This is a genomic window from Pseudomonas sp. AC239, assembly GCF_979258545.1.
The window spans coordinates 3,046,932-3,071,214 of record NZ_OZ409864.1; the positions used below are offsets into that span (position 1 = coordinate 3,046,932).

Genomic DNA, 24,283 nt, shown 5'->3' on the forward strand with positions numbered 1-24,283 from the left:
TTCTATCGCCCGGCGGGCCAACCGCCGGGTGATGTTCTGGTTCCATTTCTTCCGGGGCACTTCATGCAAAATTCTATCGGCGCACCAAAGCAGAGGTTCAGCCTCAGCGATCCACGAGTGCGTGCGTGGCTATTCCAGATCATCACCGTTGTGGCGGTGGTCTCGCTTGGCTGGTACCTGTTCGACAATACCCAAACCAACCTTCAGCACCGGGGCATCACTTCCGGTTTCAGCTTTCTGGAGCGCAGTGCCGGGTTCGGCATCGCTCAACACCTGATCGACTACACCGAAGCGGACAGCTACGCGCGGGTGTTTGTCATCGGCCTGCTCAACACCCTGTTGGTGACTTTTATCGGCGTGATCCTGGCGACGATCCTCGGTTTCATCGTCGGCGTGGCGCGGCTGTCGCAGAACTGGATCATCGCCAAACTGGCGACGGTGTATGTGGAAGTATTCCGCAACATTCCGCCGCTGCTGCAGATCCTGTTCTGGTACTTCGCGGTGTTCCTGACCATGCCGGGGCCGCGCAACAGCCACAACTTTGGCGACACCTTCTTCGTCAGCAGCCGTGGCCTGAACATGCCGGCCGCACTCGCCGCTGACGGCTTCTGGGCCTTCGTGATCAGCATCGTGCTGGCGATCGTCGGCATCGTGCTGATGTGCCGCTGGGCCAACAAGCGCTTCGAAGAAACCGGCGTACCGTTTCACAAGTTCTGGACCGGCCTTGCGATTCTGTTGGTGATCCCGACCCTGTGCGCGCTGATTTTCGGTGCTCCGCTGCACTGGGAAAAGCCCGAGCTCAAGGGCTTCAACTTTGTCGGCGGCTGGGTGCTGATCCCGGAACTGCTGGCGTTGACCCTGGCACTCACTGTGTACACCGCAGCGTTCATCGCTGAGATCGTGCGTTCCGGGATCAAGTCGGTCAGCCACGGCCAGACCGAAGCGGCGCGTTCGCTTGGCCTGCGCAACGGCCCGACCCTGCGCAAGGTGATCATCCCGCAAGCCCTGCGCGTGATCATTCCGCCGCTGACCAGCCAATACCTCAACCTGGCGAAAAACTCCTCGCTGGCCGCCGGTATCGGTTACCCGGAAATGGTTTCGCTGTTCGCCGGCACCGTGCTCAACCAGACCGGGCAGGCCATCGAAGTGATTGCCATCACCATGAGCGTGTACCTGGCGATCAGTATCAGCATTTCCCTGCTGATGAACTGGTACAACAAGCGCATTGCGCTGATCGAGCGGTAAGGAAAAGCGCATGAGTACTCATACTTTCAAACCCGACATGCCTCCACCCAACAGCAGCATCGGTGTGGTGGCGTGGATGCGCGCGAACATGTTCTCCAGCTGGCTCAACACCCTGCTGACGCTGTTCGCGTTTTACCTGATCTACCTGGTCGTGCCACCGATCCTGAGTTGGGCGATTGTCGATGCCAACTGGGTCGGCACCACCCGCGCCGACTGCACCAAGGAAGGCGCCTGCTGGGTGTTCATTCAGCAGCGTTTCGGCCAGTTCATGTACGGCTACTACCCGACCGAGCTGCGCTGGCGCGTGGACCTGACCGTGTGGCTGGCGGTCATTGGCGCAGCACCGCTGTTCATCTCGCGCATGCCGCGTAAAGCGGTGTACGGCCTGAGCTTCCTGGTGGTGTACCCGATCATCGCCTTCACCTTGCTGCATGGCGGTTTCGGTCTGACCACCGTGCCGACCAGCCAGTGGGGCGGCCTGATGCTGACCCTGGTGATCGCCACCGTCGGCATCGCCGGAGCATTGCCGCTGGGCATCGTGCTGGCGCTGGGGCGGCGTTCGAACATGCCGGCGATTCGTGTGGTCTGCGTGACCTTCATCGAGTTCTGGCGCGGCGTGCCGTTGATCACGGTGTTGTTCATGTCCTCGGTGATGCTGCCGCTGTTCCTGCCCGAAGGCATGAACTTCGACAAGCTGCTGCGGGCGCTGATCGGGGTGATCCTGTTCCAGTCGGCCTACGTCGCCGAAGTGGTGCGCGGTGGCCTGCAGGCGATCCCCAAAGGGCAGTACGAAGCGGCTGCCGCGATGGGCCTCGGTTACTGGCGTTCGATGGGCCTGGTGATTCTGCCTCAAGCGCTGAAGCTGGTGATCCCGGGCATCGTCAACACGTTCATTGCGCTGTTCAAGGACACCAGCCTGGTGATCATCATCGGTCTGTTCGACCTGCTCAACAGCGTCAAGCAAGCTGCTGCCGACCCGAAATGGCTGGGCATGGCTACCGAAGGCTATGTGTTCGCCGCCCTGGTGTTCTGGATTTTCTGTTTTGGTATGTCGCGCTATTCCATGCATCTGGAACGCAAGCTCGACACTGGCCACAAGCGTTAGGAGTTCTCTGTAAATGAGCGAAGCAATCAAAAAGCCTGTGGGTCCGGAAGGCATCATCCAGATGCAGGGCGTGAACAAGTGGTACGGCCAGTTTCACGTACTCAAGGACATCAACCTCAACGTCAAACAGGGCGAGCGCATCGTCCTGTGTGGCCCGTCGGGCTCCGGTAAATCCACCACGATTCGTTGCCTGAATCGTCTGGAAGAGCACCAGCAGGGCCGCATCGTCGTCGATGGCGTGGAACTGACCAACGACCTCAAGCAGATCGAAGCGATCCGCCGCGAAGTCGGCATGGTGTTTCAGCACTTCAATCTGTTCCCGCACCTGACCATTCTGCAGAACTGCACCCTGGCGCCGATGTGGGTGCGCAAGATGCCCAAGCGCAAGGCCGAAGAAATTGCCATGCACTACCTGGAACGCGTACGCATTCCGGAGCAGGCGCACAAATACCCGGGGCAACTGTCCGGCGGTCAGCAACAGCGTGTGGCGATTGCCCGCGCCCTGTGCATGAAGCCGAAAATCATGCTGTTCGACGAACCGACTTCAGCACTCGATCCGGAGATGGTGAAGGAAGTGCTCGACACCATGATCGGTCTGGCCGAAGACGGCATGACCATGCTCTGCGTGACCCACGAAATGGGCTTCGCCCGCACCGTGGCCAATCGCGTGATCTTCATGGACAAGGGCGAAATCGTTGAGCAGGCGGCGCCGAATGACTTCTTCGACAATCCGCAGAATGACCGGACCAAGTTGTTCTTGAGTCAGATTTTGCATTGATCGAAGCCTCGCAGTGAGATAAACCCGGGCTGAGTTCCCGGGTTTATTTTTTTCTGATTTTCTCAGGACACCGGTGCCGTCTCCTGCTCCGGGAAGCGCGCGGTCAGCAGCCGCCGCAAGTCAGTGCCTTCGTTCATCGCCTGTATTTCGGCGAGCAGATGAGGGTGACGATCCAGCAGGCGCATAAGATTGAACAAGGGTTGAGGCGGTGGAAGCTCGCCGCGTTCGTAGCGGGAAAAAGCGTTGTGCCCTCCACCCGATAGCAATTTGACTGCCTCTTTTTGGGTGAGATGTAATTTACGGCGGATGCGTTTCATCTCGGCGCCCATCACTTGTAAGCACTCTTCGAGCAATTTATCGCCGGCGTCGCAATAGCGTTCGGCGCTGTCAGTGTTGTTATCAAAAATGATCTCACCGCAGGCTTTGCATTCCCATCCTGCAATGTCGTGCACCCGACGTGAGACGTTTTTGTAGTCGACAGTCATACTGCGACGTTCGAAATGCTGCATCGCATCTTGGGTGCCACAGCTCATGCATTGCCGTGTATTCATAGGTTCTTCTCCTTGAAAGAGATCACGGGAGGACCGCCGTTGGGGCAGTAGGTGATTTTTATGTACAGCTCCACGTCGTAAAGTCCAATGTGGTAAACGTCCTGCCAGTCTCGGTGATTGGTGTAGCAAGTCATGGACTTGTAGAACATCCGGCGCTCCAGCAAGCAGATAGCCTGCTGCATTCGTTTCAGGTTTAACCCCATGCGTTTGCCCGAGCTCATCGCAGTTCCTGTAAAAGCTTTCGCGCCCAGCCTGATGACCTCTTGTTTCACCGCTCCCAAATCGTAATGGGGTGTGTTCTTTTCCATAAGAAGCCAAAACCCTGCCCCTGAAATTACCCTTAAAGGGTAATTTTGACCAATCGAAAATGCCGCTCCATGTGTCTCCGATTGACCCTAGGTGGTTGCCGTCCTACATGGGTCTGACTAACATGTCGGAAAATTCATCCTATGATTGGATGAAAAGGCGAGGCTCATGTCTGAAATTTCCCCTTTGATCAAGCGATCCCTGGTCGATCAGGCGCTGGAACAGCTACGCCAGCGCATCAACAGCGGTGCGTGGCAGGTCGGCGAGCGCTTGCCTACCGAGCCGGAGCTGTGTGCCGAACTGGGCATCAGCCGCAATACCGTGCGTGAGGCGATGCGTGTTCTGGCGTTCTCCGGGCTGATTGAAATTCGTCAGGGCGACGGCAGTTATCTTCGTGCGGTGGTCGATCCGCTGGATACGCTGAAAGCGTTGTCCCGCTGTTCGTTGGAGCAGGCCCGGGAGACCCGACACATCCTTGAGGTCGAGGCCATCGGCCTGGCAGCATTGCGCCGTACCGATGAGGATCTGGCGGCGCTACGCGAAGCGCTCGGCACCAGCGGCAGCCACTATCACGGTGATCTCGACACTTACATCGCCTGCGATCTGGTGTTTCATCGGCGATTGGTCGATGCCGCGCACAACCCGACCCTCAGCGAGCTATATCGCTATTTCTCCAGCATCGTCGGCGCGCAATTGCGCCAGACCTTGAATATTTCCCCGCGCCGTCAGGACGTGTTCGACCTGCACATCGACTTGCTCGATGCGGTCGAACAACGCGACCCGGAGCGGGCCAAAGCCTTGTCGAGGCAGTTGATCAATGAACCTTGAAACCGAGAAAACCATGTCCCGCACTGAGTTATCCACAGCGTCGAAACGTTCGCCCGAGCTGGAGGAGTTGCTGATCGATGCCGAGGCTGATGACGAGCAGGTCCAGCAAAGCCATCCGTTGGTAAAACGCCCCTGGCTGTTGCTGCTCGGGCTGATTCTGGTGGCGCTCAACCTGCGCCCGGCGTTGTCGAGCATGGCGCCATTGCTCAGCGAGGTCTCCAGAAGTCTCGGGCTGTCTGCAGCGCAGGCGGGATTGCTGACCACGTTGCCGGTGCTGTGCCTGGGCTTGTTTGCGCCGCTGGCGCCGATTCTGGCGCGGCGTTTCGGTGCTGAGCGGGTAGTGCTGGGGATTCTGCTGACACTGGCCGGCGGGATCATCTTGCGCAGCAATTTCGGCGAGATCGGCCTGTTCGCCGGCAGCGTTCTTGGCGGCGCCAGCATTGGCATTGTTGGCGTTTTGCTGCCGGGTATCGTCAAACGCGACTTCGCCAAACACGCCGGGACCATGACCGGGGTCTACACCATGGCCCTGTGCCTGGGCGCGGCGATGGCGGCGGGTTCGACCGTGCCGCTGAGTGAACACTTTGGTAACAGCTGGGCCATGGGCTTGGGGTTCTGGGTGATTCCGGCATTGGTGGCGGCGGTTTTCTGGCTGCCACAAGTCGGCTCCAGACATGGCGCACACAACGTCGCCTATCGCGTGCGCGGGTTGCTTCGTGATCCGCTGGCCTGGCAGGTGACCTTGTACATGGGCCTGCAATCGTCGCTGGCCTACATTGTGTTTGGCTGGTTGCCATCGATCCTCATCGGGCGCGGGCTGACCCCGACCCAAGCCGGATTGGTGTTGTCCGGTTCGGTGATCATTCAACTGGCCAGTTCGCTGGCTGCGCCGTGGCTGGCGACCCGTGGCAAGGATCAGCGTCTGGCGATCGTCGTGGTCATGGCGTTGACCCTGGCCGGGCTGTTCGGCTGCCTGTATGCACCGATCGAAGGTCTGTGGGGCTGGGCGATTCTGCTCGGGCTGGGGCAGGGCGGCACGTTCAGCCTGGCCCTGACCCTGATCGTGCTGCGCTCGCGCGATTCCCATGTCGCGGCGAACCTGTCGAGCATGTCGCAGGGCTTTGGCTACACCCTGGCGTCCATGGGGCCGTTCGCCGTGGGCGTAGTGCATGACTGGACCGGCGGCTGGAATGCCGTCGGCTGGATTTTCGGCATCATTGGCACCGGCGCGATCATTGCCGGCCTCGGTGCCGGGCGCGCGTTGTATGTGCAGGTGCAAAGCGAAAAGATCTGAATGCACTGGGTGCAAATGTAGGAGTGAGCCTGCTCGCGAAAGCGGTGTTTCGGTCAACATAGATGTTGAATGTTGAATTGCCTTCGCGAGCAGGCTCGCTCCCACAAGGGTTTTGCGTATTGCCGATAGTGTTTCTGCGCGCGGCAGATTATCGTGCTGGCAATCTGTACCTATTTCTTTGGAGACTGCCTTGAGCGAAGCCCACAGCGCCCTGATCACTCGCTTCTACCAAGCCTTTCAGCGCCTCGACGCCGAAGCCATGGCCGCCTGCTACACCGATGACGTGGTCTTCAGTGATCCGGCCTTCGGTGAACTGCGCGGGCGCGATGCCGGCGACATGTGGCGCATGCTCACCACCCGTGCCAAGGATTTTTCCCTGACTTTTGATAATGTCCGTGCCGACGAGCGCACGGGCGGCGCGCATTGGGTGGCGACTTACCTGTTCAGCCAGACCGGCAACATCGTCATCAACGATATCCAGGCGCGCTTCGTGTTCCGTGACGGCAAGATCTGTGAGCATCACGACCACTTCGATCTGTGGCGCTGGTCGCGGCAGGCGCTCGGTTTCAAAGGCCTGCTGCTGGGGTGGACGCCGCTGGTGCGCAACGCCGTACGTGCCCAGGCGCGCAAGGGACTGAAGGCATTTCAGGCCGGGCGCTGATAAGATCGCCGCCTGTTTTCCTACACGTTCAGATCACCCAAGTGACCAGTCTTAGCGAACAATCCGTCGATGCTGCCGAGCCAGTGAGCAAATCCTGGTTCGTCTACCTCGTGCGTGCCGCCAATGGCTCGTTGTACTGCGGAATCAGCGACGACCCCGTTCGGCGTTTCGCCAAGCACCAGAGCGGCAAAGGCGCGCGGTTCTTTCTTTCCAGCCCGGCGATGGCGCTGGTCTACACCGAACTGTGCCGCGACAAAAGTGATGCTTTGCGCCAGGAACGGCTGATCAAAAAGCTCAAGAAGAGCGCCAAGGAATGTCTTGTCGCGTCTTATCAATCTGACTGATTGGTTCCCATCAGGCAGATCGGTAGGCCTGTCCGGCAATGCGCGTTAAGCTGCGGATTCACTTTTCCAGCGGCGGAGCCGAGCATGTCCGAGTTGATTCTGCACCATTACCCGACCTCTCCCTTTGCCGAGAAGGCCCGCCTGCTGCTGGGCTTCAAAGGCCTGTCCTGGCGTTCGGTGCATATTTCCCCGGTGATGCCGAAACCGGATCTGACCGCGTTGACCGGTGGCTACCGCAAGACCCCTGTGTTGCAGATCGGTGCTGACATCTATTGCGACACCGCACTGATCGCTCGACGCCTGGAACAGCAAAAAGCCCTGCCGGCGTTCTTCCCCGAAGGCCAGGAAATGACCAGCGCCAGTTTTGCGGCGTGGGCTGATTCGGTGGTGTTCCAGCACGCGGTGAGCCTGGTGTTCCAGCCAGAATCAGTGGCAGTGCGTTTCGGCAAATTGCCGCCGGAAGCGATCAAGGCTTTTCTGGCCGACCGTGCCGGTCTGTTCAGCGGTGGCAGCGCCACGCGTCTGTCCGCCGAGCAGGCCAAACATCAATGGCCAACGATCATGGCGCGGCTGGAACAACAGTTGCAGCGCGAGCAGGGCGATTTCCTCTTCGGCGAACCGTCGATTGCCGACTTCGCCCTGGCGCATCCGCTGTGGTTTCTCAAGGCGACCCACGTGACGGCGCCGCTGGTGGATGACTATCCTGGGGTTGCGGCGTGGCTGGGTCGAGTGTTGGGATTCGGCCATGGCGCAGCGAGCGAGATGTCTTCCGTCGAGGCACTGGAAGTCGCGCGTAACGCGACGCCAGCGGCATTGCCCGATGAGCAGTTCGTTGATCCGAATGGCTTCAAGGCGGGCCAGCAAGTGGCGATTGCCGCTATCGACTACGGCGTTGATCCGGTGGTCGGGGAGTTGCTGTTTGCTGGCAGTGAAGAGCTGATCATTCGCCGCGAAGACGAACGTGGCGGCGTGGTGCATGTGCACTTCCCGCGCTTTGGGTTCCGTATCGAAGCGCGCTGATTTATCGAGTCAGTTGCAAAACCTGTGGGAGCGAGCCTGCTCGCGAAGACGATGGATCATTCAACATTGTCGTTGGCTGATGCAGCGCTTTCGCGAGCAGGCTCGCTCCCACAGTGGATTATTTCAGGGCAGCGAGGATTTCTTCCGGATCAAACCCGCGAATCAACGTGCCGTTCACATCGATCAGCGGAATTCCGCGTCCACCCAATGCCTCATACGCCATGCGCGCATCGGCATCCTTCTCTATATCAAACTCTTTGAAAGGAATCCCCTTGCTGTCGAGAAAGCGTTTGGTCTGCTTGCAGTAGCCGCACCAGTCGGTGGCGTAGAGCACGACATTGGCCTGCGCGCGCGTCTGCTCCGAGACCATTTGCGCGGGATTGAACAGCCGCTCGATCTTGCCCCAGTTCTGGTAGACCACGACCACCAGCAGCACCAGGGCAACTTTTTTCAGCACATTGCCGAGCATCAGTTACGCCGCTTCAACTGATCGGTCAGCGAAGTCGGCAGGCCCTTGATGATCAAGGTGCCGTTCTCTTCGTCGTACTCGATCTTCGAACCCAGCAGGTGCGCTTCGAAGCTGATCGACAGGCCTTCGGCGCGGCCGGTGAAACGGCGGAATTGGTTGAGGGTGCGCTTGTCTGCCGGAATCTCTGGCGACAGGCCGTAATCCTTGTTGCGGATGTGATCGTAGAAAGCTTTCGGACGTTCTTCGTCGATCAGCTCCGACAATTCTTCCAGGCCCATCGGTTCGCCGAGTTTGGCCTGGCTGCTGGCATAGTCGACCAGGGTCTTGGTTTTTTCGCGGGCCGAGTCTTCCGGCAGATCTTCGCTCTCGACAAAGTCGCTGAAGGCCTTGAGCAGGGTGCGCGTCTCGCCGGGGCCGTCGACCCCTTCCTGGCAGCCGATGAAGTCGCGGAAGTATTCCGAGACCTTCTTGCCATTCTTGCCCTTGATGAACGAAATGTACTGCTTGGATTGTTTGTTGTTCTGCCACTCGGAGACGTTGATCCGCGCTGCCAGATGCAACTGGCCCAGATCGAGATGGCGCGACGGCGTTACGTCGAGCTCGTCGGTTACTGCCACGCCTTCGCTGTGGTGCAGCAGGGCGATCGCCAGGTAATCGGTCATGCCTTGTTGATAGTGGGCGAACAGCACATGGCCGCCCACCGACAGGTTGGATTCTTCCATCAGCTTCTGCAGATGCTCGACCGCCACTTTACTGAATGCGGTGAAGTCACGGCCGCCTTCCATGTACTCCTTCAGCCAGCCGCTGAAGGGGAACGCGCCGGATTCCGGGTGGAACAGGCCCCAGGCTTTGCCCTGTTTGGCGTTGTAGCTTTCATTGAGGTCGGCGAGCATGTTTTCGATGGCTGCGGACTCGGCCAGTTCAGAGTCACGAGCGTGCAGAACTGCAGGCGTGCCGTCGGGTTTTTTGTCGATCAGGTGGACGATGCAATGACGGATCGGCATGGGCTTCTCGGCTGTTGGAAGGGAGGAGGGCAGGCTCCCCCGAAAAAGCGCTCAGTGTACCGCAACCACTGGTTTTGGCGGGGGGCGAAGGGCAAAACCGGGGCAAGAGGCCGGCCTTATGCGGTTTTTTACCGATTTAGCGCAATAAAGCTGACCAAATGGGTAGCTAGAGGCGGATATTTCCTTGTCGCTGTGCTAGTTTTGCCCGGTCTTGCGCGAAGTCACTGCGTTAAGCGTGCATTCAGCATTTGTCAGGTCGAACCAAACCCTGATTTCGGCATCTATAACCCGACTCGTCGTGGTTATCGCCGAGGGTGCCAGATCCAGAAGATCGGGCTCGATGGCTGACACTGCACTCTGCAATCCATATGAATTTGATAGGGAAGGAACACTACATGGCTCTTACTAAAGACCAACTGATCGCCGACATCGCTGAAGCTATCGACGCGCCGAAAACCACCGCGCGTAACGCTCTGGACCAACTGGGCCAAATCGTTGCCGATCAGCTGGAAAACGGCGGCGAAATCACCTTGCCAGGTATCGGCAAGCTGAAAGTGACCGAGCGTCCTGCCCGCACTGGCCGTAACCCTTCGACTGGCGCTGCCATCGAAATCCCTGCAAAGAAAGTGATCAAGCTGGTTGTGGCCAAAGGCCTGACCGACGCTGTGAACAAGTAAGACGCAGCGATAAAAAAAACCGTGCTTCGGAGTGATCCGGGGCACGGTTTTTTTGTGTCTGTGATTTGCTGGCTGAATTGCAGGGCCAGTGTGGGAGCGAGCCTGCTCGCGAAAGCGGTGGGTCAGTCGATAATGAATCTGACTGACACGCCGCCTTCGCGAGCAGGCTCGCTCCCACAGGGAATCTACAGCGCCTTAGCGCACCCAGCGCTCACGCCGCCAGATCTGCTGCTCGGACTTGGTCTGGAATGTCCAGGCGACAAAGCGGCTCTGCTTCTGCCCCTGCGACATCTCCACGACTTGGCTTTCCAGCACGCCGGCCTTCTTCAGTGCCGTCTCGATGGCCGGCAGGTTCGAAGCTTTCGACACCAGCGTGCTGAACCACAACACCTTGTGCTGGAAGTTCGCGCTTTCGGCGATCAGCTGCGTCACAAACCGCGCTTCACCGCCTTCACACCACAGCTCGGCCGATTGTCCGCCGAAGTTCAACACCGGCAGCTTGCGTTTCGGATCAGCCTTGCCCAGAGCACGCCACTTGCGCTCGCTGCCCTTGGTCGCCTCTTCCATGGAGGCGTGGAACGGCGGGTTGCACATGGTCAGGTCGAAACGCTCGCCCGGCTCCAGCAAGCCAATGAGGATGTGCTTGCGGTTTTCCTGCTGGCGCAGTTGGATCACCTTGCTCAGATCGTTGGACTGAACGATGGCTCGAGCCGCCGCCACGGCTGTCGGGTCGATCTCCGAGCCGAGGAAGTGCCAGCGATATTCGCTGTTGCCGATCAGCGGATAAACGCAGTTGGCGCCCATGCCGATGTCCAGCACATTGACGATCGCGCCGCGCGGCACCTTACCGTCGTTCATGCTCGCCAGCAGATCCGCGAGGAAATGCACGTAATCGGCACGCCCCGGAACCGGAGGGCAGAGGTAGTCCGCCGGAATGTCCCAATGTTGAATGCCATAGAACGCCTTGAGCAGCGCCCGGTTGAACACGCGCACCGCGTCGGGGCTGGCGAAGTCGATGCTTTCCTTGCCGTACGGGTTGGTGATCACGTATTTGGCCAGTTCCGGCATGGTCTTGATCAGCGCCGGGAAGTCGTAACGACCCTGATGGCGATTGCGCGGATGCAGGCTGGCCTTCTCGCGCGGCTCGACGGCTTTGCTCGGGGACGCGGCGTCAGGCTTCTTGCGCGCAGGTTTGGGTGTGCGGGGGGCGGTCATGGGCGTGGTCGATTCGGGTATGGCTGAAAGTGGCGGGCATTGTCCCACATCTGAGGGCAACACCGTTCAAACTGTAGGAGTAAGCCTGCTCGCGAAGGCAGTTTCACATCCGGCAGATTTGTCGGCTGACACAGCGCTTTCGCGAGCAGGCTCGCTCGCGCAGGGGACTCGAGGTTTTGCAGGAATAAAAAAGGGAGGCCATTGTTGGCCTCCCTTTTTCACTGCGATCTGCCGTTACAGACTGGCGATCCGCGCATGCTGCTCGGCCAGTTTGCCCAGGGCCTGTTCGGCCTCGGCCAGTTTGGCGCGTTCCTTCTCGATGACTTCGGCCGGGGCCTTGTCGACGAAACCTGCGTTGGACAGTTTGCCGCCAACCCGCTGGACTTCACCCTGCAAACGCAGGATTTCCTTGTCCAGACGTGCCAGTTCGGCACCCTTGTCGATCAGGCCGGCCATTGGCACCAGCACTTCCATCTCGCCCACCAGTGCGGTGGCGGACAGCGGTGCCTCTTCGCCTGCCGCCAGAACAGTGATCGATTCCAGACGCGCCAGCTTCTTCAGCAGCGCTTCGTTCTCGGTCAGCCGGCGCTGGTCGTCAGCGCTGACGTTCTTCAGGAAGATCGGCAGTGGTTTGCCCGGGCCGATGTTCATCTCGCCACGAATGTTGCGCGTGCCGAGCATCAGTTCCTTGAGCCATTCGATGTCGTTTTCCGCCGCCGGATCGATGCGCTCTTCATTGGCCACCGGCCAAGGCTGCAGCATGATCGTCTTGCCCTGAATGCCGGCCAGCGGCGCAATGCGCTGCCAGATTTCTTCAGTGATGAACGGCATGAACGGATGCGCCAGTCGCAGCGCCACTTCCAGTACGCGCACCAGTGTACGGCGAGTGCCACGCTGACGTTCTACGGGCGCGTTCTCGTCCCACAGCACTGGCTTGGACAATTCCAGATACCAGTCGCAGTACTGGTTCCAGATGAACTCGTACAACGCTTGCGCGGCGAGGTCGAAACGGAATTGATCCAGTTGACGGGTCACTTCGGCTTCGGTGCGTTGCAGCTGCGAGATGATCCAGCGATCAGCCAGCGACAGCTCGTAGGCTTCGCCGTTCTGGCCGCAGTCTTCGCCCTTGTCCAGAACGTAACGTGCGGCGTTCCAGATCTTGTTGCAGAAGTTGCGATAGCCTTCGACGCGACCCATGTCGAACTTGATGTCGCGACCGGTCGAGGCCAGCGAGCAGAAGGTAAAGCGCAGGGCGTCGGTGCCGTAGCTTTCGATGCCATTGGCGAATTCTTCGCGGGTGGCTTTCTCGATCTTCTTCGCCAGTTTCGGTTGCATCAGGCCCGAGGTGCGCTTCTGCACCAGGGTTTCCAGGTCGATGCCGTCGATGATGTCCAGCGGGTCAAGGACGTTGCCCTTGGACTTGGACATCTTCTGGCCCTGGCCGTCGCGTACCAGACCGTGTACGTACACAGTCTTGAACGGAACCTGCGGCGTGCCGTCTTCGTTCTTCATCAGGTGCATGGTCATCATGATCATCCGGGCAACCCAGAAGAAAATGATGTCGAAACCGGTGACCAGCACGTCGGTGGAGTGGAATTTCTTCAGGAACTCGGTCTGCTCAGGCCAGCCCAGAGTAGAGAACGTCCATAGGCCGGAACTGAACCAGGTGTCGAGTACGTCATTGTCCTGTTGCAGCGCAACGTCCGGGCCGAGGTTGTGCTTGGCACGCACTTCGGCTTCGTCGCGACCGACGTAGACTTTGCCTGACTCGTCGTACCAGGCCGGAATCCGGTGGCCCCACCACAGCTGACGGCTGATGCACCAGTCCTGGATGTCGCGCATCCACGAGAAGTACATGTTTTCGTACTGCTTGGGCACGAACTGGATGCGGCCGTCTTCAACAGCGGCGATAGCAGGCTCGGCCAGTGGCTTGGTCGACACGTACCACTGGTCGGTCAGCCACGGCTCGATAACCGTGCCGGAGCGATCGCCTTTTGGCGTTTTCAGGTTGTGATCGTTGACGCTCACCAGCAGGCCGGCAGCGTCGAACGCGGCGACGATCTGCTTGCGCGCTTCGAAACGCTCCAGCCCGGCGAACTCGGCCGGAATCTTGCCGTCAATGCTCTCGTTCAGCGTGCCGTCGAGGTTGAATACCTGTGCAGCAGGCAGCACGTTGGCGTTCTTGTCGAAGATGTTCAGCAGCGGCAGGTTGTGGCGCTTGCCGACTTCGTAGTCGTTGAAATCGTGGGCCGGGGTGATTTTCACGCAGCCGGTGCCGAATTCAGGGTCGCAGTAATCGTCGGCGATGATCGGGATGCGGCGGCCAACCAGTGGCAGCTCGACGAATTTGCCGATCAGGGCTTTGTAGCGCTCGTCGTTCGGGTTAACCGCGACGGCGGAGTCGCCGAGCATGGTTTCCGGACGGGTGGTGGCGACGATCAGGAAGTCATTGCCCTCGGCGGTTTTCACGCCGTCAGCCAATGGGTATTTCAGGTTCCACAGGAAGCCTTTCTCTTCGTGGTTTTCCACTTCGAGGTCGGAAATCGCCGTGTGCAGTTTGGTGTCCCAGTTGACCAGACGCTTGCCGCGATAGATCAGGCCGTCTTCATGCAGACGCACGAAGGCTTCCTTGACCGCTTCCGAGAGACCGTCGTCCATGGTGAAGCGCTCGCGGCTCCAGTCGACGGACGAGCCGAGGCGGCGGATCTGCCGGCTGATGTTGCCACCGGACTGATCTTTCCATTCCCAGACTTTCTCAAGGAATTTTTCCCGGCCCAGATCGTGACGATTCTGGCCCTGGGCTTCGAGTTGGCGCTCCACGAGCATCTGCGTAGCGATCCCGGCGTGGTCGGTGCCCGGCTGCCATAGCGTATCGCGACCCTGCATGCGGCGGAAACGGATCAGGGCGTCCATGATCGCGTTGTTGAAGCCATGCCCCATGTGCAGGCTGCCGGTGACGTTCGGCGGCGGGATCATGATGGTGTAGGACTCGCCCGCGCCTTGCGGGGCGAAGTAGTTCTCGGACTCCCAGGTCTTGTACCAGGAAGTTTCAATGGCGTGCGGCTGGTAGGTCTTATCCATGCGCGGCGGGACCCTATTGGCATTTATTCAGGAAAAGCCGGGAAGTATAGCCGTGGGGACAGCCACAAGCCACAAGCTGCAAGCTTCAAGAGGAGCGCGGCGGATTTGCTTTGGCTTTGGCTTGCAGCTTAAAGCTTGCCGCTTGCAGCTGCGGCGAGCAGCCGCTCCATCCGCGCATCGAGGCGGCGTTTGATTTCGGTTTCGATGTGCGGGGCGAAGTCGTCGATCACGTCTTGCATGATCAATTGCGCGGCGGCGCGCAGTTCGCTGTCCAGGTGCAGCAGGGCGTCCGGTCCTTTGGCGACCGGTGCGGCAGTCTGGGCAGCCGGGGCTGGGGCGGGCGCTGGTGATGGTTCGACCGCCGCCGGCTGGTTGCCGACGGAATCGAACAGCATCGGAATCTGTTCCTGTTCGCTGTCATCGACCGTATCGGTCAACAGCGGTGGTTGCAGGTTGTCATCGCCGAGCAACTGACGGATCGATTCGAGATCGTCCAGCAGGTGAGCGGACTTCTGTTGCGGTTTCGGAGTGTCCATTGGAATGCTCAGAGTCGCTGTAAACGGTGGTCTTGCAGAGAATAGCCCTGTTCGCGGTAGAAACGGAAACTCTCCCGCGCCGCCGCTCGGATGGTCGGATCTTCCACCACTACTTCCGCCACGCGGGCGAATTTGCTGGCGAAGGCCGGGACTTTCAGGTCGAGATTGACCAGCAGATCCTGGTGCTCACCGCAGTCTTGCCCGAGTCCCAGCACGATCAACCCGCCCGGTTCGCTGTCGGCAGGGCCGTGGGGCACGAAGCTTTCGCCCTTGAATGCCCACAGACGCGCATCGAGATCATCACGCTGGGCCGCATCGCTGCAATGCAGGTAAATGCGGTGGCCCATGCGCCAGGCTTTCTCGGTGAGCTTGCAGGCAAAGTCCAGGCGTGCAGAAGGATCGGCGCTGGGCAGGATATAGAAGTCGACTTTGGTCATTGCGGTTCCAAGGCGGCAAGCGGCGTCACCCGAAAGTGACGCCGCCTTTCAGCAGTTTCAGGCTTTGGCGCGATCCAGCAGGTACTGGGTCAGCAGGGGTACCGGACGGCCAGTGGCGCCTTTGTCCTTGCCGCCGCTGGTCCACGCGGTGCCGGCAATGTCCAGATGCGCCCAGTTGAGGTTCTTGGTGAAGCGCGACAGGAAGCAGGCGGCGGTGATGGTGCCGGCCTTCGGCCCGCCAATGTTGGCGATGTCGGCGAACGGGCTGTCCAGTTGCTCCTGGTACTCGTCGAACAGCGGCAGTTGCCAGGCACGATCGTCGGCAGCCTTGCCGGCGCTGAGCAACTGATCGATCAGTTCGTCGTTGTTGCCCAGCAGACCGGAAGTATGAGCGCCCAAGGCCACCACGCAAGCACCGGTCAGGGTGGCGATGTCGATCACCGCTTGCGGCTTGAAGCGCTCGGCGTAGGTCAGCGCATCGCACAGCACCAGACGGCCTTCGGCATCGGTATTGAGGATTTCCACGGTCTGGCCGCTCATGGTGGTGACGATGTCGCCCGGACGCGACGCGTTGCCGCTTGGCATGTTTTCGGCGCAGGCGAGGATGCACACCAGATTGATCGGCAGTTTCAGCTCAAGTACCGCACGCAGCGTACCGAACACGCTGGCCGCGCCGCCCATGTCGTACTTCATTTCGTCCATGCCGGCCCCCGGCTTCAGGCTGATGCCGCCGGTGTCGAAGGTAATGCCCTTGCCGACCAGTGCGAACGGCTTCTCGGATTTCTTGCCGCCGTTGTATTGCATGACGATCAGCCGCGGTGGCTGGGCGCTGCCCTGGCCCACGGCGTAGAACGAGCCCATGCCGAGGGATTTGATCTTCTTCTCGTCGAGCACTTCGACTTTCAGATCCTTGAACTCTTTGCCCAGATTCTTCGCCTGTTCGCCCAGGAAAGTCGGGTGGCAGATGTTCGGCGGCAGGTTGCCCAGATCGCGGGTGAAGGCCATGCCGTTGGCGATTGCGGTGGCGTGGTTCACAGCGCGCTGCACTTCGGCCTGCGCAGCCTTGATCGTCAGCAGGGTGATTTTCTTCAGGGCGCGCGGTTCGGCCTTCTGGCTCTTGAACTGGTCAAAGGTGTAGCCGCCGTCGACCAGGGTTTCTGCCAGCAGGCGGGTCTTGCCGTAGCTGTCGCGGCCTTTGACGATAACTTCGTCGAGCGCCAGTACGGCATCGCCGCCGCCCAGACCTTTGAGAGTGTTGAGGATGCCGGCAACGATTTTGCGGAACGGACGATCGCCCAGTTCCTCGTCCTTGCCCACGCCGACCAGCAAAACGCGCTCGGCTTTCAGGTTCGGCAGGCTGTGCAGCAGCAGGCTTTGACCGACCTTGCCGGCCAGGTCGCCACGCTTGAGCACGGCGCTGATCGCGCCGCCGCTCGACTCGTCGACCAGTCTGGCGGCGACACCGAGTTTTCGGCCTTCGCCGACGGCAACCACCAGGGTGGCGGTTTTCAACGTTTCTGGGCTAACGCTTTTTACAACCAGTTCCATGTCCGGATCCCTGAATGAATGGTCAACACGCAGGCGTTCGACGTTGTCCGCAATCGCCTGCTTATAAAGAGAAGAGGCGCAGGCCGAAGCCTGCGACAAGGGCCGCAGTTTGAACCTCGCTCCCCGCGCCTGACAACCCTCGAGCAAAGGATTACAGAGATGGATGAGTGTGCGCAGTGACAGGCGCACCCAATCACAGGATAATGCCGCATCTTTTTTCGACCGCTCTGCATGGCGGGCCGGTCGATGTGTTTGCTTGTTTGGCCGCCTTAGCCTGACAACCCTGGAGTGTCTGGTTTGATCGTCTTCCGTTATCTGTCCCGCGAAGTCCTGTTGACCCTCAGCGCCGTAAGTGCCGTGCTGCTGGTCATCATCATGAGCGGTCGCTTCATCAAATACCTGGCACAGGCTGCGGCCGGTCAGCTCGATCCGGGCTCGCTGTTCCTGATCATGGGCTTTCGTCTGCCGGGTTTCCTGCAACTGATTCTGCCGCTGGGTCTGTTCCTCGGGATCCTGCTGGCCTACGGTCGCCTGTACCTCGAAAGCGAAATGACCGTGCTTTCGGCCACCGGCATGAGCCAGCAGAAGCTGTTTCGCATGACCCTGTTTCCGGCAACGCTGGTGGCACTGGTGGTGGCTTGGTTGAGCCTCGGCCTGGCTCCGCAGGGCGCCAACCAGTTTCAGTTGCTGTTGAACAAGCAGGACGCGCTGACCGAGTTCGATACCCTCGAACCGGGCCGCTTCCAGGCATTGCGTGACGGTACTCGGGTGACCTACACCGAAACCCTGAGCGACGACCGCGTCAATCTCGGCAGTGTGTTCATCTCGCAGAAGAACCTCGGTGCCGATAAAAAGGACCGCGGGATTTCCGTGCTGGTGGCCGAGTCCGGCCGTCAGGAAATCCGCCCCGACGGCAATCGTTACCTGATCCTCGACAACGGTTACCGCTATGACGGCAGCCCCGGGCAGGCCGATTACCGCGCCATTCATTACGAAACCTACGGCGTGCTGCTGCCCAAGCCGGACGTCAGCGAAGAAGTCACCGATCGTGACGCGATGCCGACCTCGTCCCTGTGGGGCAGTGATGACATCCGTTCGAGAACCGAACTGCAATGGCGCATGTCCCTGCCACTGTTGGTGTTCATCGTGACCCTAATGGCGGTGCCGCTGTCGCGGGTGAATCCGCGTCAGGGGCGTTTCCTCAAGCTGCTGCCGGCGATTCTTCTTTATATGGCTTACCTGACCATCCTGATTGCCGCCCGCGGCGCCCTTGAAAAAGGCAAGATCCCGCCGGCCCTCGGCCTGTGGTGGGTGCATGCGATCTTCCTGGTCATCGGTCTCGGCCTGCTGTATTGGGAGCCGATGCGCTTGAAACTGGCCAGCCGTCGCAGCGCTGCGCTGGAGGTGGCCCGTGGTTAAACTCGACCGCTACATCGGCAGCAGCGTATTCATGGCGATCATCGCCGTGCTGGCGATCATCCTCGGCCTGGCAACGCTTTTCGCCTTCATCGATGAAATGGGCGATGTCAGCGACACCTATACACTGGTCGACGTGCTCGGTTTTGTCTTGCTGACCGCACCGCGCCGGCTCTATGAAATGCTGCCGATGGCCGCATTGATCGGCTGCCTGATCGGCCTCGGGAGCCTGGCCAGCAGCAGTGAGCTGACCGTGATGCGCGCTGCTGGCGTGTCGATCGGCCGTATCGTCTGGGCTGTAATGAAGCCAATGCTGGTGCTGATGCTCGCTGGCGTGCTGATCGGCGAATACGTCGCCCCGGCCACCGAAAGCATGGCCCAGGCCAATCGCTCGCTGGCCCAGGGCAGCGGCGATGCGCAAAGCGCCAAGCACGGGATGTGGCACCGTCAGGGTGAAGAATTCATCCACATCAACGCGGTTCAACCGAACGGTCTGTTGTACGGCGTGACGCGTTATCACTTCGACAAGGAGCGCCATCTGCTCAGCTCCAGCTTCGCCAAGAAGGCCGAGTTTGACGGCACCAAGTGGCAGCTTACCGACGTTGCCACCACGCTGTTCAAGGAGCGCAGTACTGAAGTCGTCAATACCCCGAGCGAGGAGTGGGACGTGGCGTTGAGCCCGCAACTGCTCAGTACCGTGGTCATGGCGCCGGAATCGCTGTCGATCAGCGGTCTGTGGGGCTACATCCACTATCTGGCCGAGCAAGGCCTGAGCAATGGCCGTTACTGGCTGGCATTTTGGGTCAAGGTGTTGCAGCCGCTGGTGACCGCCGCGCTGGTGCTGATGGCGATCTCGTTCATCTTCGGCCCGCTGCGTTCGGTGACCCTCGGTCAGCGTGTGTTCACCGGCGTGCTGGTGGGCTTCACCTTCCGTATCGTTCAGGATTTGCTGGGGCCATCGAGTCTGGTGTTCGGATTCTCGCCGCTGTTTGCGGTGCTGGTGCCCGCCGCAGTCTGTGCATTGGCGGGCGTCTGGCTGCTCAGACGCGCGGGCTGATGAACAAGCTTTCATTCAGCGCTTGAACCCTGAAAACGCCTCGGTCGCCAGACCGGGGCGTTTTTGCATGCCATCCGGGTGACAGGCGAACGTGACGCTTGCGCCGTGTATCAGGTACAATTCCCGGCTATTTTTCGGCGGGCCAAGCCTGCAGCCTTTTTGAGTGTTGATCCGTGAGTGATTTGAGTCATATCCGCAATTTCTCCATCATCGCCCACATTGACCATGGCAAGTCGACGCTGGCTGACCGTTTCATCCAGATGTGCGGCGGCCTGGCCGAGCGTGAAATGGAAGCCCAGGTACTGGATTCCATGGATCTTGAGCGTGAACGCGGGATCACCATCAAGGCCCATAGCGTTACCCTCTATTACAAAGCCAAAGATGGCATCACCTACCAGCTGAACTTCATCGACACCCCGGGCCACGTTGACTTCACCTACGAAGTCAGCCGTTCCCTGGCCGCGTGTGAAGGCGCCTTGCTGGTGGTCGATGCGGGGCAGGGCGTAGAAGCCCAGTCCGTGGCCAACTGCTACACCGCCATCGAGCAGGGCCTGGAGGTCATGCCGGTGCTGAACAAGATCGACCTGCCTCAGGCCGAGCCGGATCGCGTCAAGGACGAGATCGAGAAGATCATCGGCATCGACGCTACCGACGCCGTCACCTGCAGCGCCAAGACCGGCCTGGGTGTCGACGAAGTGCTCGAGCGTCTGGTACACACCATCCCTGCGCCGACCGGCAACATCGAAGATCCGCTGCAAGCGTTGATCATCGACTCCTGGTTCGACAACTACCTGGGCGTTGTTTCCCTGGTACGCGTGCGCCACGGCCGTGTGAAGAAGGGCGACAAGATTCTGGTCAAGTCCACCGGCAAGGTGCACCTGGTCGACAGCGTCGGCGTGTTCAACCCGAAACACACCGCCACCGTTGATCTGAAGGCCGGCGAAGTGGGCTTCATCATCGCCAGCATCAAGGACATTCACGGTGCGCCGGTCGGTGACACCCTGACCCTGAGCTCCACGCCAGACGTTCCGGTGCTGCCGGGCTTCAAACGCATTCAGCCACAGGTTTACGCCGGTCTGTTCCCGGTCAGCTCCGACGACTTCGAGGATTTCCGCGAAGCGCTGCAGAAGCTGACCCTGAACGACTCGTCGCTGCAGTACACCCCGGAAAGCTCCGACGCCCTGGGCTTCGGCTTCCGTTGCGGCTTCCTCGGCATGCTGCACATGGAAATCATCCAGGAGCGCCTCGAGCGCGAATACGACCTGGACCTGATCACCACCGCGCCGACGGTAATTTTCGAGCTGGTGCTGAAAACCGGTGAAACGATTTATGTCGACAACCCGTCGAAGCTTCCGGACGTGTCGGCGATCGAGGACATGCGCGAGCCAATCGTGCGCGCCAATATCCTCGTACCGCAGGAACACCTGGGCAACGTCATCACCCTGTGCATCGAGAAACGCGGCGTACAGGTCGACATGCTGTTCCTCGGCAATCAGGTGCAAGTGACCTACGACCTGCCGATGAACGAAGTGGTTCTGGACTTCTTCGACCGTCTCAAATCCACCAGCCGCGGCTATGCTTCGCTGGACTACCATTTCGATCGTTACCAATCGGCTAATCTGGTGAAACTGGACGTGCTGATCAACGGCGACAAGGTCGATGCCCTGGCATTGATCGTGCACCGTGACAATTCGCACTTCAAAGGTCGCCAGTTGACCGAGAAGATGAAAGAACTGATTCCTCGTCAGATGTTCGACGTGGCGATTCAGGCCGCCATTGGTGGTCAGATCGTGGCCCGGACAACCGTCAAGGCGCTCAGAAAGAACGTATTGGCCAAATGCTACGGCGGTGACGTCAGTCGTAAGAAGAAGCTGCTCGAGAAGCAGAAGGCCGGTAAGAAACGCATGAAACAGGTCGGCAACGTGGAAATTCCACAGGAAGCCTTCCTCGCCGTGCTCAGGTTGGAATAATCAGGTCCTATGTCGCTAAATTTCCCGCTGTTGCTGGTCATCGCCGTGTTCGTCTGCGGCCTGTTGGCGTTGCTCGATCTGCTGTTCCTGGCGCCGCGTCGGCGGGCTGCCATTGCCTCTTATCAAGGCAGTGTCAGCCAGCCCGAGCCTGTGGTGGTCGAGAAGCTGAACAAAGAGCCGCTGCTGGTCGAATACGGCAAGTCGTTCTTTCCGGTGCTGTTCATCGTTCTGGTCCTGCGTTCGTTCCTGGTGGAGCCGTTCCAGATTCCGTCCGGCTCGATGAAACCGACCCTGGACGTCGGCGACTTCATTCTGGTGAACAAGTTTTCCTACGGCATCCGTCTGCCGGTGATCGACAAGAAGATCATCGAAGTCGGTGACCCGCAGCGCGGCGATGTCATGGTGTTCCGCTACCCGAGCGACCCGAACGTCAACTACATCAAGCGTGTGGTCGGCCTGCCGGGTGACACGGTGCGTTACACCGCCGACAAGCGTCTGTTCGTCAACGGCGAATCGATTGCCGAGAAGATGGTCGGTGCCGAAGCGGGTTCGCTGGGCAGCGCGGAGCTCTATCAGGAAAAACTCGGCGCAGCCGAGCACCTGATCCGCAAGGAAATGAGCCGCTACCGCGCGACCCCGGATCGTTCGTGGACAGTGCCTGCCGGGCACTACTTCATGATGGGCGACAACCGCGACAACTCGAACGACAGCCGCTACTGGGATGATCCGAACATTCCCAAGGACCTGCTGGGCATGGTTCCCGACAAGAATATTGTCGGCAAGGCCTTCGCGGTCTGGATGAGCTGGCCGGAGCCGAAACTCAGCCACCTGCCGAATTTCTCGCGGGTCGGCCTGATCAAGTAATCAAACACGGCGCTGTTGACCACAGCGCCGAATGCATTTCTGGAGCCGGCACAATCGGCTTCGCAATCGCCAGGATTTATTTTTTGAACACAGCGTTAATTGTCCCAGGCCTGCGCCGTACCCCGGCGATGGCAGTGGAAACCAGCCACGAACTCAGCGTGGGTAAACCGTGAGCGTTTCTCTAAGCCGTCTCGAGCGCCAGCTCGGTTACACCTTCAAGGACCAGGAGCTGATGCTGCTGGCCCTCACGCACCGCAGTTTTGCCGGGCGCAACAACGAGCGTCTGGAATTCCTCGGTGATGCCATCCTCAACTTCGTCGCTGGCGAGGCGCTGTTCGATCGCTTCCCGTTGGCCCGCGAAGGCCAGTTGTCGCGTTTGCGCGCGCGCCTGGTGAAAGGTGAGACCCTGGCCGTACTGGCTCGCGGTTTCGACCTCGGTGATTATCTGCGTCTGGGTTCGGGTGAACTGAAGAGCGGTGGTTTCCGCCGTGAATCGATTCTCGCCGATGCCCTCGAAGCCCTGATCGGTGCGATCTACCTCGATGCCGGCATGGACGTCGCCCGCGAGCGCGTGCTGGCGTGGCTGGCCGGCGAATTCGAAGGCCTGACCCTGGTCGACACCAACAAGGATCCGAAAACCCGCTTGCAGGAACACCTGCAATCGCGCGGTTGCGAACTGCCACGCTACGAAGTGGTGGATATCCAGGGCGAACCGCATTGCCGTACCTTCTTCGTCGAATGCGAAGTGGTCTTACTGAATGAAAAAAGCCGAGGTCAGGGTGTGAGCCGTCGTATTGCCGAACAGGTAGCGGCCGCCGCAGCACTGATTGCCCTGGGCGTGGAGAATGGCAATGACTGATACAAACGCAACTCGCTGTGGCTACGTTGCCATCGTCGGCCGTCCCAACGTCGGCAAGTCGACGCTGCTCAACCACATCCTCGGCCAGAAGCTCGCGATCACCTCGCGCAAGCCGCAGACCACCCGCCACAACATGCTCGGGATCAAGACCGAGGGCGACGTGCAGGCGATCTACGTCGACACCCCGGGCATGCACAAGGGTGGCGAAAAGGCCCTGAACCGCTACATGAACAAGACCGCTTCGGCGGCGTTGAAAGACGTCGACGTGGTGATCTTCGTCGTCGACCGTACCAAGTGGACCGACGAAGACCAGATGGTGCTCGAACGTGTGCAATATGTGACCGGTCCGCTGATCGTCGCGCTGAACAAGACCGATCGCATCGAAGACAAGGCCGAGTTGATGCCGCACCTGAGCTGGTTGCAGGAACAGCTGCCGAACGCGCAGATCATCCCCATTTCCGCGCAGCACGGGCATAACCTCGAAGCGCTGGAAAAAGTTATCGCCGATCACTTGCCGGAGAATGATCACTTCTTCCCGGAAGACCAGATCACCGACCGCAGCAGCCGTTTCCTTGCCGCCGAACTGGTGCGCGAGAAAATCATGCGCCAGATGGGTGCCGAGCTGCCGTACCAGATCACCGTCGAGATCGAAGAGTTCAAGCAGCAGGGCAAGACGTTGCACATCCACGCGTTGATTCTCGTCGAGCGTGACGGTCAGAAGAAAATCATCATTGGCGACAAGGGCGAGCGCATCAAGCGCATCGGCACCGAAGCGCGCAAGGACATGGAGCTGCTGTTCGACTCCAAGATCATGCTCAACCTGTGGGTCAAGGTGAAGGGCGGCTGGTCCGATGACGAGCGCGCGCTGCGTTCGCTGGGTTATGGCGATCTGTAAGTAGCGATCTCGAAAACACCGCTACTCACTGTGGGAGCGAGCCTGCTCGCGAAGAGGATGTAACATTCAGCATTGATGTTGACTGTCACTCCGCTTTCGCGAGCAGGCTCGCTCCCACAGTGG

The 24,283-nt window shown here is 59.8% G+C and carries 24 protein-coding genes; 15 read left to right on the forward strand and 9 right to left on the reverse strand.

The window, feature by feature from the left end:
• Window positions 1-63: 63 nt before the first annotated feature.
• Genes ACZ0AZ_RS13720 through ACZ0AZ_RS13730 form a run of 3 tightly spaced genes read left to right on the forward strand, consistent with a single transcriptional unit; the run spans window position 64 to window position 3,128 of the window.
• The gene (locus ACZ0AZ_RS13720; protein ID WP_463537556.1) at window positions 64-1,245 is read left to right on the forward strand and encodes an amino acid ABC transporter permease; all 1,182 of its coding nucleotides are present in this window, start codon (window positions 64-66) and stop codon (window positions 1,243-1,245) included.
• A 10-nt stretch (window positions 1,246-1,255) separates the two neighbouring features.
• Window positions 1,256-2,350 carry an amino acid ABC transporter permease gene (locus tag ACZ0AZ_RS13725; protein WP_039759200.1) on the forward strand — a complete coding sequence of 365 codons (1,095 nt, stop codon included), beginning with the start codon at window positions 1,256-1,258 and terminating at the stop codon, window positions 2,348-2,350.
• Between the two features lie 13 nt (window positions 2,351-2,363).
• Window positions 2,364-3,128: an amino acid ABC transporter ATP-binding protein gene (locus ACZ0AZ_RS13730; RefSeq protein WP_016771581.1), complete on the forward strand. Its 765-nt coding sequence runs from the start codon at window positions 2,364-2,366 to the stop codon at window positions 3,126-3,128.
• 62 nt (window positions 3,129-3,190) lie between these two features.
• On the opposite strand, the gene ACZ0AZ_RS13735 is transcribed toward ACZ0AZ_RS13730, so the two are convergent.
• Complete coding sequence (locus tag ACZ0AZ_RS13735) at window positions 3,191-3,679, reverse strand: type II toxin-antitoxin system MqsA family antitoxin (protein ID WP_129999870.1); 489 nt, start codon at window positions 3,677-3,679, stop codon at window positions 3,191-3,193.
• Window positions 3,676-3,987 (reverse strand): type II toxin-antitoxin system MqsR family toxin, encoded by a 312-nt coding sequence (locus tag ACZ0AZ_RS13740; protein WP_039759197.1) that lies wholly within the window; start codon window positions 3,985-3,987, stop codon window positions 3,676-3,678. The genes ACZ0AZ_RS13735 and ACZ0AZ_RS13740 overlap by 4 nt, the downstream gene beginning before the upstream one ends.
• 166 nt (window positions 3,988-4,153) lie before the next feature.
• Here ACZ0AZ_RS13740 and ACZ0AZ_RS13745 point away from each other — a divergent pair, with 166 nt between their 5' ends.
• The 5 genes from ACZ0AZ_RS13745 (at window position 4,154) to ACZ0AZ_RS13765 (ending at window position 8,132) form a co-directional block, all read left to right on the forward strand.
• Entirely contained in the window at window positions 4,154-4,813 is a 660-nt protein-coding gene (locus tag ACZ0AZ_RS13745) for a FadR/GntR family transcriptional regulator (RefSeq protein ID WP_129999869.1), read from the forward strand.
• Window positions 4,803-6,107: a CynX/NimT family MFS transporter gene (locus ACZ0AZ_RS13750; protein WP_129999868.1), complete on the forward strand. Its 1,305-nt coding sequence runs from the start codon at window positions 4,803-4,805 to the stop codon at window positions 6,105-6,107. The genes ACZ0AZ_RS13745 and ACZ0AZ_RS13750 overlap by 11 nt, the downstream gene beginning before the upstream one ends.
• A gap of 190 nt (window positions 6,108-6,297) precedes the next feature.
• The gene (locus ACZ0AZ_RS13755; RefSeq protein ID WP_076565988.1) at window positions 6,298-6,768 is read left to right on the forward strand and encodes a nuclear transport factor 2 family protein; all 471 of its coding nucleotides are present in this window, start codon (window positions 6,298-6,300) and stop codon (window positions 6,766-6,768) included.
• A 41-nt stretch (window positions 6,769-6,809) separates the two neighbouring features.
• Complete coding sequence (locus ACZ0AZ_RS13760) at window positions 6,810-7,112, forward strand: GIY-YIG nuclease family protein (RefSeq protein ID WP_039759190.1); 303 nt, start codon at window positions 6,810-6,812, stop codon at window positions 7,110-7,112.
• An 84-nt stretch (window positions 7,113-7,196) separates the two neighbouring features.
• Window positions 7,197-8,132: a glutathione S-transferase family protein gene (locus ACZ0AZ_RS13765; RefSeq protein WP_463537557.1), complete on the forward strand. Its 936-nt coding sequence runs from the start codon at window positions 7,197-7,199 to the stop codon at window positions 8,130-8,132.
• A 118-nt stretch (window positions 8,133-8,250) separates the two neighbouring features.
• Here the strand turns inward: ACZ0AZ_RS13765 and ACZ0AZ_RS13770 are convergent, their stop codons facing one another.
• Window positions 8,251-8,601 (reverse strand): glutaredoxin family protein, encoded by a 351-nt coding sequence (locus tag ACZ0AZ_RS13770; RefSeq protein WP_463537558.1) that lies wholly within the window; start codon window positions 8,599-8,601, stop codon window positions 8,251-8,253.
• Entirely contained in the window at window positions 8,601-9,605 is a 1,005-nt protein-coding gene (gene yejK, locus ACZ0AZ_RS13775; protein WP_039759184.1) for a nucleoid-associated protein YejK, read from the reverse strand. Before yejK ends, ACZ0AZ_RS13770 begins: the two co-directional genes overlap by 1 nt.
• A gap of 395 nt (window positions 9,606-10,000) precedes the next feature.
• Here yejK and ACZ0AZ_RS13780 point away from each other — a divergent pair, with 395 nt between their 5' ends.
• The gene (locus tag ACZ0AZ_RS13780) at window positions 10,001-10,282 is read left to right on the forward strand and encodes an HU family DNA-binding protein (protein WP_003221909.1); all 282 of its coding nucleotides are present in this window, start codon (window positions 10,001-10,003) and stop codon (window positions 10,280-10,282) included.
• Window positions 10,283-10,477: 195 nt separating this feature from the next.
• Here ACZ0AZ_RS13780 and rlmF read toward each other — a convergent pair whose 3' ends face one another.
• From rlmF to ACZ0AZ_RS13805, 5 genes are all read right to left on the reverse strand, one after another.
• Window positions 10,478-11,497 (reverse strand): 23S rRNA (adenine(1618)-N(6))-methyltransferase RlmF, encoded by a 1,020-nt coding sequence (rlmF, locus tag ACZ0AZ_RS13785; protein ID WP_415763576.1) that lies wholly within the window; start codon window positions 11,495-11,497, stop codon window positions 10,478-10,480.
• 234 nt (window positions 11,498-11,731) lie between these two features.
• Window positions 11,732-14,578 (reverse strand): valine--tRNA ligase, encoded by a 2,847-nt coding sequence (locus tag ACZ0AZ_RS13790; protein WP_463537559.1) that lies wholly within the window; start codon window positions 14,576-14,578, stop codon window positions 11,732-11,734.
• A 128-nt stretch (window positions 14,579-14,706) separates the two neighbouring features.
• Complete coding sequence (locus ACZ0AZ_RS13795; RefSeq protein ID WP_129999865.1) at window positions 14,707-15,114, reverse strand: DNA polymerase III subunit chi; 408 nt, start codon at window positions 15,112-15,114, stop codon at window positions 14,707-14,709.
• An 8-nt stretch (window positions 15,115-15,122) separates the two neighbouring features.
• Window positions 15,123-15,551 (reverse strand): DNA polymerase III subunit chi, encoded by a 429-nt coding sequence (locus ACZ0AZ_RS13800; protein ID WP_129999864.1) that lies wholly within the window; start codon window positions 15,549-15,551, stop codon window positions 15,123-15,125.
• A 57-nt stretch (window positions 15,552-15,608) separates the two neighbouring features.
• On the reverse strand, window positions 15,609-17,099 hold the full coding sequence (locus ACZ0AZ_RS13805) for a leucyl aminopeptidase (protein WP_129999863.1): 1,491 nt from the start codon (window positions 17,097-17,099) through the stop codon (window positions 15,609-15,611).
• Between the two features lie 297 nt (window positions 17,100-17,396).
• Here ACZ0AZ_RS13805 and lptF point away from each other — a divergent pair, with 297 nt between their 5' ends.
• The 6 genes from lptF to era all read left to right on the forward strand — a co-directional run bounded on the left by lptF (window position 17,397) and on the right by era (window position 24,160).
• Window positions 17,397-18,518 carry an LPS export ABC transporter permease LptF gene (gene lptF, locus ACZ0AZ_RS13810; protein ID WP_039759170.1) on the forward strand — a complete coding sequence of 374 codons (1,122 nt, stop codon included), beginning with the start codon at window positions 17,397-17,399 and terminating at the stop codon, window positions 18,516-18,518.
• Window positions 18,511-19,572, forward strand: coding sequence for an LPS export ABC transporter permease LptG (lptG, locus tag ACZ0AZ_RS13815; protein ID WP_039759168.1), 1,062 nt, complete (start codon window positions 18,511-18,513; stop codon window positions 19,570-19,572). The genes lptF and lptG overlap by 8 nt, the downstream gene beginning before the upstream one ends.
• Window positions 19,573-19,745: 173 nt before the next feature.
• Window positions 19,746-21,542 (forward strand): translation elongation factor 4, encoded by a 1,797-nt coding sequence (gene lepA / locus ACZ0AZ_RS13820; protein ID WP_016771564.1) that lies wholly within the window; start codon window positions 19,746-19,748, stop codon window positions 21,540-21,542.
• Window positions 21,543-21,551: 9 nt separating this feature from the next.
• Window positions 21,552-22,406, forward strand: a complete 855-nt coding sequence (lepB, locus tag ACZ0AZ_RS13825; protein ID WP_016771563.1) for a signal peptidase I — start codon at window positions 21,552-21,554, stop codon at window positions 22,404-22,406.
• Window positions 22,407-22,575: 169 nt separating this feature from the next.
• Window positions 22,576-23,265: a ribonuclease III gene (gene rnc, locus ACZ0AZ_RS13830; protein WP_024011703.1), complete on the forward strand. Its 690-nt coding sequence runs from the start codon at window positions 22,576-22,578 to the stop codon at window positions 23,263-23,265.
• Entirely contained in the window at window positions 23,258-24,160 is a 903-nt protein-coding gene (era, locus tag ACZ0AZ_RS13835) for a GTPase Era (RefSeq protein WP_016771562.1), read from the forward strand. The genes rnc and era overlap by 8 nt, the downstream gene beginning before the upstream one ends.
• Window positions 24,161-24,283: the final 123 nt, after the last annotated feature.

Coding starts and splice junctions, on each gene's coding strand:
- rlmF (WP_415763576.1), bottom strand. CDS start 11,497: ATGACCGCCCCCCGCACACCCAAACCTGCGCGCAAGAAGCCTGACGCC.
- ACZ0AZ_RS13770 (WP_463537558.1), bottom strand. CDS start 8,601: ATGCTCGGCAATGTGCTGAAAAAAGTTGCCCTGGTGCTGCTGGTGGTC.
- ACZ0AZ_RS13730 (WP_016771581.1), top strand. CDS start 2,364: ATGAGCGAAGCAATCAAAAAGCCTGTGGGTCCGGAAGGCATCATCCAG.
- ACZ0AZ_RS13720 (WP_463537556.1), top strand. CDS start 64: ATGCAAAATTCTATCGGCGCACCAAAGCAGAGGTTCAGCCTCAGCGAT.
- ACZ0AZ_RS13765 (WP_463537557.1), top strand. CDS start 7,197: ATGTCCGAGTTGATTCTGCACCATTACCCGACCTCTCCCTTTGCCGAG.
- ACZ0AZ_RS13795 (WP_129999865.1), bottom strand. CDS start 15,114: ATGGACACTCCGAAACCGCAACAGAAGTCCGCTCACCTGCTGGACGAT.
- ACZ0AZ_RS13750 (WP_129999868.1), top strand. CDS start 4,803: ATGAACCTTGAAACCGAGAAAACCATGTCCCGCACTGAGTTATCCACA.
- ACZ0AZ_RS13805 (WP_129999863.1), bottom strand. CDS start 17,099: ATGGAACTGGTTGTAAAAAGCGTTAGCCCAGAAACGTTGAAAACCGCC.
- ACZ0AZ_RS13745 (WP_129999869.1), top strand. CDS start 4,154: ATGTCTGAAATTTCCCCTTTGATCAAGCGATCCCTGGTCGATCAGGCG.
- ACZ0AZ_RS13735 (WP_129999870.1), bottom strand. CDS start 3,679: ATGAATACACGGCAATGCATGAGCTGTGGCACCCAAGATGCGATGCAG.
- ACZ0AZ_RS13740 (WP_039759197.1), bottom strand. CDS start 3,987: ATGGAAAAGAACACACCCCATTACGATTTGGGAGCGGTGAAACAAGAG.
- yejK (WP_039759184.1), bottom strand. CDS start 9,605: ATGCCGATCCGTCATTGCATCGTCCACCTGATCGACAAAAAACCCGAC.
- ACZ0AZ_RS13725 (WP_039759200.1), top strand. CDS start 1,256: ATGAGTACTCATACTTTCAAACCCGACATGCCTCCACCCAACAGCAGC.
- ACZ0AZ_RS13780 (WP_003221909.1), top strand. CDS start 10,001: ATGGCTCTTACTAAAGACCAACTGATCGCCGACATCGCTGAAGCTATC.
- era (WP_016771562.1), top strand. CDS start 23,258: ATGACTGATACAAACGCAACTCGCTGTGGCTACGTTGCCATCGTCGGC.
- ACZ0AZ_RS13790 (WP_463537559.1), bottom strand. CDS start 14,578: ATGGATAAGACCTACCAGCCGCACGCCATTGAAACTTCCTGGTACAAG.
- lepB (WP_016771563.1), top strand. CDS start 21,552: ATGTCGCTAAATTTCCCGCTGTTGCTGGTCATCGCCGTGTTCGTCTGC.
- ACZ0AZ_RS13800 (WP_129999864.1), bottom strand. CDS start 15,551: ATGACCAAAGTCGACTTCTATATCCTGCCCAGCGCCGATCCTTCTGCA.